Annotated in this window: 11 protein-coding genes and 1 pseudogene; 4 read left to right on the top strand and 8 right to left on the bottom strand. The window is 62.6% G+C overall.

Features of this window, described 5'->3' with window-relative positions:
* Positions 1-240 precede the first annotated feature (240 nt).
* The 6 genes from BN1127_RS17595 to BN1127_RS17570 are packed head-to-tail and all read right to left on the bottom strand — an operon-like array spanning position 241 to position 5,059.
* Positions 241-1,419 (bottom strand): tetratricopeptide repeat protein, encoded by a 1,179-nt coding sequence (locus BN1127_RS17595; RefSeq protein ID WP_042650290.1) that lies wholly within the window; start codon positions 1,417-1,419, stop codon positions 241-243.
* Positions 1,420-1,421: 2 nt separating this feature from the next.
* Complete coding sequence (locus BN1127_RS17590) at positions 1,422-2,084, bottom strand: energy transducer TonB (protein WP_042650289.1); 663 nt, start codon at positions 2,082-2,084, stop codon at positions 1,422-1,424.
* On the bottom strand, positions 2,081-2,482 hold the full coding sequence (locus BN1127_RS17585) for an ExbD/TolR family protein (RefSeq protein WP_005326222.1): 402 nt from the start codon (positions 2,480-2,482) through the stop codon (positions 2,081-2,083). Before BN1127_RS17585 ends, BN1127_RS17590 begins: the two co-directional genes overlap by 4 nt.
* Complete coding sequence (locus BN1127_RS17580) at positions 2,479-3,009, bottom strand: MotA/TolQ/ExbB proton channel family protein (RefSeq protein ID WP_005326223.1); 531 nt, start codon at positions 3,007-3,009, stop codon at positions 2,479-2,481. Before BN1127_RS17580 ends, BN1127_RS17585 begins: the two co-directional genes overlap by 4 nt.
* Positions 3,006-4,301 (bottom strand): MotA/TolQ/ExbB proton channel family protein, encoded by a 1,296-nt coding sequence (locus BN1127_RS17575; protein WP_042650288.1) that lies wholly within the window; start codon positions 4,299-4,301, stop codon positions 3,006-3,008. Before BN1127_RS17575 ends, BN1127_RS17580 begins: the two co-directional genes overlap by 4 nt.
* A complete protein-coding gene (locus tag BN1127_RS17570; RefSeq protein WP_005326225.1) occupies positions 4,298-5,059 on the bottom strand; it encodes a DUF3450 domain-containing protein in 762 nt (253 codons plus the stop codon). The genes BN1127_RS17575 and BN1127_RS17570 overlap by 4 nt, the downstream gene beginning before the upstream one ends.
* A 212-nt stretch (positions 5,060-5,271) precedes the next feature.
* Here BN1127_RS17570 and BN1127_RS17565 point away from each other — a divergent pair, with 212 nt between their 5' ends.
* Positions 5,272-6,048 carry a LuxR family transcriptional regulator gene (locus tag BN1127_RS17565; protein ID WP_005326226.1) on the top strand — a complete coding sequence of 259 codons (777 nt, stop codon included), beginning with the start codon at positions 5,272-5,274 and terminating at the stop codon, positions 6,046-6,048.
* Positions 6,049-6,114: 66 nt separating this feature from the next.
* On the opposite strand, the gene glmS is transcribed toward BN1127_RS17565, so the two are convergent.
* A complete protein-coding gene (glmS, locus tag BN1127_RS17560) occupies positions 6,115-7,947 on the bottom strand; it encodes a glutamine--fructose-6-phosphate transaminase (isomerizing) (protein WP_042650287.1) in 1,833 nt (610 codons plus the stop codon).
* Between the two features lie 56 nt (positions 7,948-8,003).
* On the bottom strand, positions 8,004-8,777 hold the full coding sequence (locus BN1127_RS17555) for a DeoR/GlpR family DNA-binding transcription regulator (protein WP_042650286.1): 774 nt from the start codon (positions 8,775-8,777) through the stop codon (positions 8,004-8,006).
* A 123-nt stretch (positions 8,778-8,900) separates the two neighbouring features.
* Here BN1127_RS17555 and blrA point away from each other — a divergent pair, with 123 nt between their 5' ends.
* From blrA to blaOXA, 3 genes and pseudogenes are all read left to right on the top strand, one after another.
* A complete protein-coding gene (gene blrA / locus BN1127_RS17550) occupies positions 8,901-9,575 on the top strand; it encodes a beta-lactam response regulator transcription factor BlrA (RefSeq protein WP_041206636.1) in 675 nt (224 codons plus the stop codon).
* Between the two features lie 34 nt (positions 9,576-9,609).
* Positions 9,610-11,031, top strand: coding sequence for a beta-lactam sensor histidine kinase BlrB (gene blrB, locus BN1127_RS17545; RefSeq protein ID WP_041206634.1), 1,422 nt, complete (start codon positions 9,610-9,612; stop codon positions 11,029-11,031).
* A gap of 106 nt (positions 11,032-11,137) precedes the next feature.
* Positions 11,138-11,925 (top strand): annotated as a pseudogene (gene blaOXA, locus BN1127_RS17540) (OXA-427 family carbapenem-hydrolyzing class D beta-lactamase).
* The last annotated feature ends 42 nt before the right edge of the window (positions 11,926-11,967 follow it).

The raw sequence follows: 11,967 nt of genomic DNA, 5'->3' as shown, positions 1-11,967 counted from the left end.
CTTATCGCGTTGAGGAGGCGCATCTTACGCTCCTCACTTCGAAAGTCAAGCGGTTGTTTTCGCTTTTCTTTCGGCGCCTGCTTCACAAGGAAGCTGGCTCATCAGTTTGGCGTGTTCCGCCGTGCTGGTAGGGGCGCATTATAGGGAGCCGCGCCGGGATGACAAGGGCTTTTTGTAAAAATGCGTTCGTTTGCTGAAAAAGCAGGCTGAACCTCATGAAATGCGAGTTTTAGCTCCGTTTCATGCCGCTTTTTTGTTCACCCCATCGGTCTGGGCCTGGATGTAGTTGACCCAGCTGGTCGCCCGCTGTTGCCAGTTGTCATGCTGTTGCAGCTCGCGAGCCAGCTCCAGCGCCTGGGCATACTGCTCCTTATTAAGATGTGCCTGCACCAGCAGTGCCTTGGCTCTGTTGCCCTGCTCACCCTTGGCTGACTTCATGGCCACCAGCTGGGTCATGGCGGCTTCTGTCTTGCCTTGTTGCAGCAACAGCTCGGCGACGCGCATGGCCGCATTGGGCTGAGCATGCTGTTTGGCGAGCAGTTGCCAGCTATCTACCGCCTTGGGCCACTCGCGGGCACCTTCCCACAACTGGGCCAGCAGTTGCTGGTTCTCGGCACTCGCCTTCATCTGTCCCTTGGCCATGGCCGCTTCCAGCAGACGGGCGCCGCGATAGGGCAACCCCTGCCAGGCATAGAGCCGGATCAGCTGGTTGCGGGCGGCGGCATCATCCATCAGTTGACGGTCGATGGCGGTCTGCAACAGCGCCAGCGCCTTGTCTCCGCGCTTGGCGGAAAGGTTGAGCGATACCGCCTGTTGCCACCACTTGCTCTCTTTCGGTTCGTGGCGGATCAGCTGTTCCGCCTGCTCTGCCGCTGCGCCATAACGTTGCAGGGCGGTGAGGGCGGAGAGGCGAATGATCGCCGTCTGCTTGTGCCAACCCTTCTTCAGCAACTGCTCGCTCTGGCTGACTGCCTCGCCATATTGCTTGTTGTGGTAATAGAGGCCGGCCAGACGCAAGCGCAAGACATCGTCGGACTTGAGTGCCAGTGCAGCCTTGTAACTGGCGATGGCGCCTGACCAGTTGGATTGCTGCGCCTGGATATCCCCACGCAGACGCAGCAACTGGAGCTGCTGCTGCTCGGGCCACTCTTTATAGGCCAGCGCCTGTTCCACGTAGCGACTCGCCTGTGCGGTCTGCTGCAAGTTGGCCGCCAGTGAAGCCTGCAACTGGGCCAGCCAGGCGCGCTCGGCATCGGAGCCAGGCTTGAGCCCGGTCGCCTTGTTCTGGGCCTGTTGCCACTGACCCGACTGATAGAGCTTCATCACGGGCTCCAGCTGACGGGAGAAATGAGGGCTCACTTCCATGGCCAGACAGGCTTGGCTGACCAGGGCCAGCAGACAGATCCAGATCCGCAACATGGTTACGACTCCAATTTGAATTTGAGATTGATGGTTTGCACCAGCTTGTCGGTGGCACCCGGTCTTGGCTGGTAGCGCCACTTGCTGACGGCCTGAATCGCCGCCCGCTCAAACTGTCGCTTGGGTTTGGCCTCGATCACTTCCACATCCTGTACCCGCCCCTCGGCATCGACCGTGAAGCGCAGGGTCACCGAACCTTCTATGCCGGCCTGCTGGGCCCGATAGGGATAGACGGGTTCGACCCGCTGCAAAGGGGTCAGCATGTCGCCGACCCCTATGCCCGCGCCTTGTGACTGACCATGGAAGCTGCCGCTCGCCACCGGGGTAGGGCTGGTTGCGACCCCGGGGGCAGATACCTGCACCGCGCTCAGGCTGGATACCAGATCCAGGCTGGGCTGCACCGAGGGCAGCGGCGCTGCCGCCGGCATGGGCATGGGCGTGGACGCCAGAGCGGCGGGAGGCTCCGGCAAGGGTTCCGGCTCCTGGGGTACCGGACGCTCGCGCACCTGCACCTCGTTCACCTCGGTCTGCATGTTGATGACGATGGATTTCTGCTCGGCGCTCGCCTTCTCCCCTCTGGGCGGCTCCACCAGCGTGGCCATAAACAGCAGGATCCCCAGGCTGAGAGCAATCCCCAGCCCCAGGCTCATCAGCTTGAACTTCATTTCGGCGCCACCGCCACGGCGATATTGGCGATGCCTGCCGCCTTGGCCTCATCCATCACCCGCACCACCTTGCCATGGGGCACCCGCTCATCGGCCTGGATCACCAGGCTGGCTTCGGGCTGCTCCGACAGCAGGCGGGCCAGACTGGCCTGCACCCGCTCCACATCCACCTGTTTGCGGTCGAGGAAGATCTGCCCCTGGGCGCCGATCGCCAGCATGATGCTGGAGGACTTCTGCGCCTTGGCCTGGCTCGCCTGGGGCCTGTGCACCTCTAGCCCGGCTTCCCGTACGAAGGAGGTGGTCACGATGAAGAAGATCAGCATGATGAACACGATATCCAGCATGGGGGTCATGTCGATCTGCACTTCATCACGCTGGCGTTTGGATTGCCGTCTCATTGCATTACCTTCTCTTCTCGCAGGCCGTCCCGGGTCTTGGCCAGCGCACGCTTGGCCTGGCTCTCGAGCCGACTGAGTAACAACACGCCGGAGAGCGCCACCACCATGCCTGCCATGGTGGGGATGGTGGCGCGGGAGATCCCGCCCGCCATGCTCTCCGGGTTAAAGCGGTTGGCGGCGGCCAACGCATCGAATACGCCTATCATGCCGGTCACAGTGCCGAGCAGGCCCAGCATGGGGCAGAGCACCACCAGGGTGCGGATGAAGATGAGATGGCGGTTGAGCTCGAGTTCGGCCTCGGCCAGCCAGCGGCTGCGGATTGCCCGAGCGTGCCAGCTGTGACGCTCGCTGCGCCCCTGCCAACGGCCGAACAGCTGCCGCTGCAGCGGGCTGAAGCCCAGATTGAGGTAGAGCAGCCGCTCGATCATCAGAATCCACATCAGCACCAGCAAGGCCAGGATGACCCAGAGCACGGGGCCGCCACGGCCCATGAAGCTCTGCAACTGTTGCCAGATGTCGACCATCATGCCACCCGCTCCATCCCGTCCCCGTTATTCTCGGCCCGCTCGGCCAGAATGCCGGCGACCTGCTGCTCCAGCACGTTGGAGAGCTCGGTGAAACGGGATTGCAGCAGACTGTGGGCCAGGATCAGCGGAATGGCGGCCACCAGCCCCTGTACCGTGGTGATCAGCGCCATGGAGATGCCGCCCGCCATGATCTTGGGATCGCCGGTACCGAACTGGGTGATGGCCTGGAAGGTGCCTATCATGCCGGTGACAGTACCGAGCAGCCCCAGCATGGGGGCAATGGCCGCGATCACCTTGACCATGCCGATGCCACGCTCCATGCGAGGGGTCTCCTGCAGGATCGCCTCATCAAGACGCAGTTCGAGGGTCTCCATGCTCAGCTCCGGGTGTTTGTCCGCCACCGTCAGCACCCGACCGAGGGCGTTGTCGGCGTGGTATTCGCCGCTCTTGAGCTGGCGACGCACCAGGGTCAGTTCGCGGGAGAGGGTCCAGAGCCGTACGGCGGCAATGCCGAGGCCGATGGCGGCCAGCAGCACTATGATGGCGCCTACTTGGCCCCCTTGCTGGACTTGCTGCCAGAAGGTCGGTGCCTGGGCCTGCATCTCGAGCAGGACGCCGTGGGAGGGATCCAGCGGCAACGCCTCGCCTTCCTTGCCTTGATAGGCGGTCAGCTCGGACAACAAGCCGGCGGGCAGTCCCAGTACAGGGATCAGCCCTTCGCCGCTCGGTTGCAGGAAGCCTTCGCTGTCAAACAGCGCGAAGCTGCCGACCCGGGTCAGCGCCTGCTCACTGGCCGCGCCCTGGGCATTGAGCACCTTGCCATCGAACTGGACAACCCGACCCGACTCGCGGATCTCCTGCAACAGGGTGGCGGGCAGCAGGGCAAGGGCGGCGCGATCCGGCACCTGCTTGTCCTGGGCCATCGCCTTCAAGGCTGTCAGGCGATCCGGATACTGGCCCTGCACCGAGGAGTCATCCAGCAGCTTGACCGCATCGCTGGCGCCCTGACGGGTCACCGCGAAGATCTCGTTCATGTCGCCGGAGGCTTGCTCCCAGCGGGTGTTGAGCTCGACCAGTTGCTTTTCATTGCTGGCAAACTGGCCGGCCAGCTCCTTGCTCAGGCGCTGGGCCTCAGCCAGCCTGGCGCGGGCACTGTGCAATTCGGTGGAGACTGATGCGAGATCCTGCTGTGCCTGTTGCTCGCGGGCCCGTTCCTGCTGTTGCCACTCTTCATTGGCAAGGGCCAGCTGGGAGCAGAGGGAGAGGGTGATCAGAAGGGGGAACCATTTCATGACTGAGCCTCCTGGCTACGCGCGACAGACAGGGGCAGATGCAACAGTTGCGGGACTTTCTTGTCGGCCGCCATGTCCAGCGCATCGGCAAGGGGGGTGAACCACTCGCTATCCAGCGGCAACCAGGCCTTGCTCTCGGCGGACCAGCGCCAGGCCTGGGTGCGATCGGCTGTCATGGCCAGCAGGGAGACGCGACCAAGCGCCAGCACATCGACCCGGCGCTCGGCACCATCCAGCGCCAGCTGGGCGGGATAGGCATCCATCCGGCTGCCGTATTCGGCCTCGATCTGGTAGGCCTGCAGCAACTGGCGGAACTTCTCCGCCTCGCTCACGTCCGCCCGGGCCAGGGTCACCTTCAGCTGCTCGACCCGCGCCAGACGGTCTTCCTTGCGCAGGGGAATGTCATCCTGCACCAGCTGTTCCAGATCCGCCTGCATCTGCAACATCAGCGGGATCAGGCCCTGACGGGTTTCCTGCACTGCTTCCAGCTGTTGAGTCAGCTTGCCCAGCTCATTCTGCTGATCGGCCACCAGAGACTGCATGTAGCGGTTGTAGGCTTCCAGATCGCGCAGTTGCAGCTGGGCATTTTGCAGCTCCAGCCGGGCGGCAACGGCGGCATCGGCCGCCTTTTCTACGCGCTGTTGGGAGGCTTTCCCATCCGCGATGCTGTTTTTCAGTGCGGGCGCGACCAGATCGTCTGCCGAGGCGACGAAATGAACGGCCAATGGCAACAAGGCCAGACCCCAGATCTTTTTCATGGTACACAATCTTAACAATGATAACTATTCTCATTGTCTCAAAGAGTCGTGCCAGTGGCAATCAGATGATTTTCTTGGCCTGTGGCTGAAAAAACAGGATACTTTTTAGACAAGCACGGGAACAACTGGCGCTGGTAGTCACAACACCATTTTAAATAACTAAAAAATGTCTTTTCGATCAGGATGATAAGTGGTCGAAGAAGGAGACTTACATGTTTAACGATGCGATCTGGGAACACATCGATCGGTTCACCAAGGCCAAGAAAACCAGCGACATCCAGCAACAACTGGAGCGCTTCAGCCATCAGATGGGATTTGATTACTTCAGGTTGCTGATCATTTTCCCCATCAGCATGCAGAAATCACACGTGGCCTTGTTCAACAACTGCCCGACCAGCTGGTTTGATGCCTACACGGAGCGGCACTACCTGACCCAGGATCCTGTGGTCTTCCTGGGCCTGAAGCAGACCCAGCCCATCTTCTGGAACAAGCTCGACTGCGACTCCCCCTGGCTGCCCAGCGCCAGCCGGGAAGTGATGAACCTCGCCGCCGACTTTGGCGTGAGAAACGGTGTCTCCTTCCCGCTGCACACCCCTCAGGGGGAACACGGCATCCTCTCCTTCATCAGCAAGGAAAGGTCCAACTCTGACCTGATGTTTGAAAACGTTCCCATGCTCTCATTTTGTGCCAGCTACATCTTCAACGCGGCGCTGCAGCTGATAAAGAGCAGGCCGGACCTGATGAAGCATCTGGCCGAGCTGTCGGATCGGGAGAAGGAGTGCCTGTTCTGGGCCAGCGAGGGCAAGACCTCCTGGGAGATAGCCACCATACTCGGCATCAGCGAGCGCACAGTGAACTTCCACCTCAATCAGGTGACCAACAAGACGGATTCGAAGAACCGCAACCAGGCGATCGCCAAGAGCATCTCCAGCGGCATCATAGTGCCCTCGCTGGACGACGTGACCATCACCAACCTGCGGCTGTCGTAACGGCAACCCCGCCAGCCAAACAAAAAGAGCCGCAACAGCGGCTCTTTTTTCATGTCTGACAACGGCTTATTCCACGGTCACGGATTTCGCCAGGTTGCGCGGCTGATCCACGTCGGTGCCCTTGATGAGGGCGACGTGGTAGGAGAGCAGCTGCAACGGCACCGTATAGACGATGGGGGCAATCATCTCTTCCACATGATTCAGGCTCATCACCCGCATGGTCTCGTCGCTCTTGAAGCCGGCGTCCGCGTCAGCGAACACGTAGAGGATGCCGCCGCGGGCGCGCACCTCTTCCACGTTGGACTTGAGCTTCTCCAGCAGATCGTTGTTCGGCGCCACGACGATTATGGGCATCTCGGCATCGATCAGGGCCAGCGGGCCGTGCTTGAGCTCACCGGCGGCATAGGCCTCGGCGTGGATGTAGGAGATCTCTTTCAGCTTGAGCGCCCCCTCCATGGCGATGGGGTACTGGCTACCACGGCCGAGGAAGAGGCTGTGGTGCTTGTCGGCGAACTCTTCGGCCAGGGTCTCGATCTGCTTGGCCAGCGCCAGGCTCTCCTTGATGCGCAGCGGCAGGGCCTGCAGCGCCTTGACCAGTTCGGCCTCGGCCTCGGCGCTCAGGTTGCCGCGACAGTGACCGACTGAGGCCACCAGCATCAGCAGGCCAGCCAGCTGGGTGGTGAACGCCTTGGTGGAGGCCACCCCAATTTCTGCCCCCGCGCGGGTCATGAAAGCCAGATCCGATTCCCGCACCAAGGAGGAGCCCGGCACGTTGCAGATGGCCAGGGAGCTCATGTAACCGGACTGCTTGGCCAGGCGCAGGGCCGCCAGGGTGTCTGCGGTCTCGCCGCTCTGGGACAGGGTCACCAGCAGGCTGTTGGGGCGCACCACGGACCTGCGATAGCGGAACTCGGAGGCGATCTCCACGTCGCAGGAGACGCCGGCGATCTCTTCGAACCAGTAGCGGGCCACCATGCCGGAGTTATAGGAGGTGCCGCAGGCCACGATCTGGACGTGCTCCACCTTGTCGAAGATGGCGCGGGCGCCGTTGCCGAACGACTCGACCACCACGTGATCCGTGCCCAGACGCCCTTCCAGGGTGTTGGTGATGGCCTTGGGCTGTTCGTAGATCTCTTTGAGCATGTAGTGGCGGTACTCGCCCTTGTCACCGGCGTCGTGGGAGAGTTCGGACTCCAGCTCCTCGCGTACCACGGCGTTGCCATTGGTATCGAAGATGTGCACGTCGCGACGGGTCACCTCGGCCACGTCTCCCTCTTCAAGGAAGATGAAGCGGCGGGTCACCGGCAGCAGGGCCATCTGGTCGGAGGCGATGAAGTTCTCGCCGATGCCGCGACCTATCACCAGGGGGGAGCCGGAGCGGGCTACTACCACGCGGCTGTCGTCACGGCTGTCCATCACCACGGTGCCATAGGCACCGCGCAACTGCTTCACCGTGACTTGCATGGCCGCCAGCAGGCTGGGGGCGGATTTCAGCTCGTGGTGCACCAGGTGGGCGATCACCTCGGTGTCGGTGTCGGAACTGAACTCGTAGCCCATGCCTTGCAGCTGGCTGCGCAGCTCTTCGTGGTTCTCTATGATGCCGTTGTGCACTACGACTATGTGCTCGGAGACGTGGGGGTGCGCATTGCGCTCGGAGGGCTCGCCGTGGGTCGCCCAGCGGGTGTGGGCAATGCCGGTGCCGCCATGGACGGACTGCTCTTCCAGCGCCTTGGCCAGCTCGGCCACCTTGCCCAGACGGCGCACTCGCTGCAGCGGCCGATCGGCGCTGAACACCGCCACACCGGCGGAGTCATAGCCGCGGTATTCCAGACGGCGCAGGCCTTCTACCAGGATTTCAGCCACATCACGTTGGGCGACGGCCCCGACGATGCCACACATAGACTTCTCCTCAAGAGGTAAAAACGGAAATTCGTTTGGATAGTTGGATGTTTGAGTTAAACCGCCACGGGAGCGCAAATCAGCGCGATCCCCCTGGCCTGGATCTGTGCTCTGGCCTCGCTGGCCAGCCCCTCGTCGGTCACCAGGGTATGGATGCTCGACCAGGGCAGTTCGAGATTGGGGATCTTCCGGCCAATCTTCTCCGACTCAACCATGACGATGACCTCGCGGGACACCTCGGCCATCACCCTGGAGAGGCCCACCAGCTCGTTGAAGGTGGTGGTACCCCGCTCCGGGTCTATGCCGTCGGCGCCGATGAACAGTTGGTCGAAGTCATAGGAGCGCAGCACCTGCTCCGCCACCTGCCCCTGGAAGGATTCGGAGTGGGGATCCCAGGTGCCGCCGGTCATCAACAAGGTAGGCTCGTTTTCCAGCTCGCGCAGGGCGCCGGCCACGTTGAGGGAGTTGGTCATCACGATGAGCCCGCGCTTGCTGCCCAGCATGGGGATCATGGCGCTGGTGGTGCTGCCGCTGTCGATGATGACGCGGTTGTGATCGCGGATGCGCTCGGCGGCGGCACGGGCGATGGCCAGCTTTCGTTTCGAAACTTGATCAGGATTGCTGTCCACCACCATCTCGCTCGGTAGGGGCACGGCACCACCGTAACGACGCAGCAGCAGACCGCCAGTCTCCAGCACGGCCAGATCCTTGCGGATGGTCACTTCCGAGGTGGAGAAGTGCTTGGCCAGGGCATCGACACTGACTTCGCCCTGTTCCTGCACCAGGGTCACTATGGTGTGACGGCGCTGTTGAGTGTTGCGTTTGGTCATCTTAAAGTTTCGATTCGAAAGAATGTCGAAATATTAATACCTTTTTGGGAAAAATCAAACGGCAAATAGGATCCGATTTGGTTCGATGCCAGAATGGTCAGGCCGATTTGTGACGAGGACGCCATGCAAAAACGAGTCATCTGGCTGGTGGAAGATGAGGCCAGCATCGCCGACACCCTGATCTATGCCCTGCAGACCGATGGTTTCGAGGTGGAGTGGTTCCCCCTCGGCCAGCCGTTGCTGGCGCGACTGGAACGGTCGCGCCCGGATTTTCTGATCCTGGATGTGGGGTTGCCGGACATCAGCGGCTTCGAGCTGTGCAAGCAGGTGCGGGCCCTGACCGACACTCCCCTGATGTTTCTCACCGCCCGCAGCGAGGAGATAGACAGGTTGATCGGGCTGGAGATAGGGGCCGACGACTACGTGGCCAAGCCCTTCTCGCCGCGGGAGGTGTGCGCCAGGATAAGGGTGATACTACGCCGCAGCCAGCCCATAATCCCCCAACCGAGCCAATTGCTGGCACTGGACGAGGAGCGGGCCCGCATCTGCTTCCACGGTCAGCCCCTGACCCTCACCCGCTACGAATACCTGCTGCTCAAGACCCTCATGCAGGCACCGGGCCGGGTCTACTCCCGCCAGCAACTGATGGATCTGGTGTGGAGCGGGGCCGAAGAGAGCCTGGATCGCACCGTCGACACCCACATCAAAACCCTGCGCGCCAAGCTGCGGGAGCGGGACTCCGAGGCCAATCTGATCCTGACCCACCGCGGGCTGGGCTACAGCCTGGAGCTGGCATGAACTCTGGGGTGCCGGGCACCGGCCGGGGGATGAGATGAGAATCGGATTGCAACTGCTGTGCGGCCTGGTGCTCATCTTCGCCCTGGCCGCCTGGTTCGTGCTGGAGATCTTCGTCGAGGAGATCAAACCCGGGGTGCGCAGCGCCACCGAGGATACCCTGGTGGACATGGCCCAGTTGCTGGCCCCCCTGGCCCTGGACGATCTGCAGGAGGGGAGGATGGCGGATGGCCGGCTGGCCAGCGCATTCTCCCGCCTCAACCAGAGCCCCATCAACGCCCTGATCGACGGACACCTCAAACAGCAGGCGGAGTACCGCATCTATGTGGTCGACGCTAAAGGCAAGGTGGTCTATGACTCGGACGGGGTGGATCTGGGCAAGGACTATTCGCGCTGGAACGACGTCTACCGCACCTTGCGCGGCGAATACGGCGCCCGTAGCACCCGCAGCGATCCGGACGATCCCGCCAGCTCGGTGATGCACGTTGCCGCCCCCCTGCGCGAGGGGGAGGAGATCCTGGGCTCTCTCACGGTTGCCAAGCCCAACCGCACCCTGCTGCCCATGATAGAGCGCAGCGAGCACCAGCTATTGCAGGGGGCCGCCCTGCTGCTGTTCATCTCATTGCTCATCGGCACCCTGCTGGTGTGGTGGCTCAACCGCGCCATCGGCAAGCTGGTGCACTACGCCGATGCGGTCAGCCAGGGCCAGCCCGCCAGTCTGCCAAGGCTCCACAGCCCCGAGCTGGACCGCCTCGGTCGCTCCCTCGAAACCATGCGCCGCCAGCTGGATGGTAAGGCCTATATCGAAGCCTATGTGCACAGCCTGACCCACGAGCTGAAGAGCCCACTGGCCGCCATCCGCGGGGCAGGGGAGATCCTCGCCGAGGCACCGCCCCCCGAGGTGGCGCGGCGCTTTATCGGCAACATCAATCTGGAGACGGCCCGCATGCAGCAGCTGATCGAGCGCATGCTGCAGCTCGCGCGTCTCGAATCGGGGCCGGGGCTGGACAGACAGGCCACAGCCCCTGCCACGCTGGGCAGGCGGGCGCTCGATGCCCGCCAGATAGTCGCAGTCCATCGCCAGATTACCCTGACGGCAGAGCTCGCCGACGCCCCCAGGCAGAAGTGGGATCCCCTGCTGGTGGAGCAGGCGCTGGGCAACTTGCTGGACAACGCCCTCGACTTCTCACCCGCCGGGAGTCATATCCGGCTGAGCGGCGCCACGGAGGAGGGGGGGTACTGCTTCCGGGTGCGGGATCAGGGGCCAGGCATTCCGGACTACGCGCTGCCACGCATCTTCGAGCGCTTCTACTCCCTGCCCAGGCCCGACAAGGGCAAGAGCAGCGGCCTGGGGCTCAGCTTTGCCGCCGAGGTGGCCCGCCAGCACGGCGGTCGGTTGACCCTGGGCAACCAGCCGGAAGGCGGCGTGCTGGCCGAGCTCTGGTTACCTACCGGCTGAAGGGAACTTCACACCGAACACACAGAACCGGGCTAAGCTGCGCCTCCTCGGATAGGGTCCTGCCCGGACCCGTCTACCCGCGTTCTGATGAATCAAGGAGATGTTCATGTCCCGCATTCTGTTATCCAGCCTGCTTGCCGCCGGCCTCTTCTGCTCCCTGCCCGCCAGCGCCGCCACCGGCTGCATGCTGTTTGCCGATGGTAGCGGCAAGCCCTTCAGTGCCCAGGGTGACTGCGCCAGCCAGTCGCCTCCACCTTCAAGATCCCGCTGGCGCTGATGGGCTATGACAGCGGCTTCCTGGTGGATGAGCAACTGCCAGCTCTGCCATTCAAAGCCGGTGACCCTGACTTCCTGCCGGAATGGAAGCAGACCACCACCCCGAGCCGTTGGATGACCTATTCGGTGATCTGGTACTCCCAACGCCTCACCGAGTGGCTGGGGGCGGCGCGCTTCCAGCAATACGTGGACCGCTTCGACTACGGCAACCGGGATCTCTCGGGCAACCCTGGCAAACATGACGGCCTGACCCAGGCCTGGCTCAGTTCCAGCCTTGCCATCAGCCCCCAGGAGCAGGCACGCTTTCTCGGCAAACTGGTGAGCGGCAAGCTGCCGGTCTCCGCCCAGACGCTGCAGCACACGGCCAATATCCTGCGTCAACCCGACATCGATGGCTGGCAGATCCATGGCAAGACCGGCATGGGCTACCCCAAACTGCTGGATGGCAGCCTCGACCGGGATCAGCAGATCGGCTGGTTCGTCGGCTGGGCCAGCAAGCAGGACAAGAAGCTCATCTTCGTCCACACCGTCATCCAGAAGCCTGGCAAGCAGTTTGCCTCCCTCAGGGCCAGGGAAGAGGTGTTTGCCGCACTGCCCGAACAGCTGAAGAAACTGTGATGCCAAGACCGGCGCAAGGCGCCAATGCTGTTCACTTAAGCG

Origin of the sequence: Aeromonas media (assembly GCF_000819985.1) — a bacterium.
GTDB classification, from domain to species: domain Bacteria; phylum Pseudomonadota; class Gammaproteobacteria; order Enterobacterales; family Aeromonadaceae; genus Aeromonas; species Aeromonas media.
This window is presented reverse-complemented; position numbering and strand designations above follow the sequence as displayed.

Excerpts from the sequence above, each read along its gene's own strand:
- BN1127_RS17585 (WP_005326222.1), bottom strand. The coding sequence starts at position 2,482 with ATGAGACGGCAATCCAAACGCCAGCGTGATGAAGTGCAGATCGACATG.
- glmS (WP_042650287.1), bottom strand. The coding sequence starts at position 7,947 with ATGTGTGGCATCGTCGGGGCCGTCGCCCAACGTGATGTGGCTGAAATC.
- BN1127_RS17565 (WP_005326226.1), top strand. The coding sequence starts at position 5,272 with ATGTTTAACGATGCGATCTGGGAACACATCGATCGGTTCACCAAGGCC.
- BN1127_RS17580 (WP_005326223.1), bottom strand. The coding sequence starts at position 3,009 with ATGATGGTCGACATCTGGCAACAGTTGCAGAGCTTCATGGGCCGTGGC.
- blrB (WP_041206634.1), top strand. The coding sequence starts at position 9,610 with ATGAGAATCGGATTGCAACTGCTGTGCGGCCTGGTGCTCATCTTCGCC.
- BN1127_RS17575 (WP_042650288.1), bottom strand. The coding sequence starts at position 4,301 with ATGAAATGGTTCCCCCTTCTGATCACCCTCTCCCTCTGCTCCCAGCTG.
- BN1127_RS17570 (WP_005326225.1), bottom strand. The coding sequence starts at position 5,059 with ATGAAAAAGATCTGGGGTCTGGCCTTGTTGCCATTGGCCGTTCATTTC.
- BN1127_RS17590 (WP_042650289.1), bottom strand. The coding sequence starts at position 2,084 with ATGAAGTTCAAGCTGATGAGCCTGGGGCTGGGGATTGCTCTCAGCCTG.
- BN1127_RS17595 (WP_042650290.1), bottom strand. The coding sequence starts at position 1,419 with ATGTTGCGGATCTGGATCTGTCTGCTGGCCCTGGTCAGCCAAGCCTGT.
- BN1127_RS17555 (WP_042650286.1), bottom strand. The coding sequence starts at position 8,777 with ATGACCAAACGCAACACTCAACAGCGCCGTCACACCATAGTGACCCTG.
- blrA (WP_041206636.1), top strand. The coding sequence starts at position 8,901 with ATGCAAAAACGAGTCATCTGGCTGGTGGAAGATGAGGCCAGCATCGCC.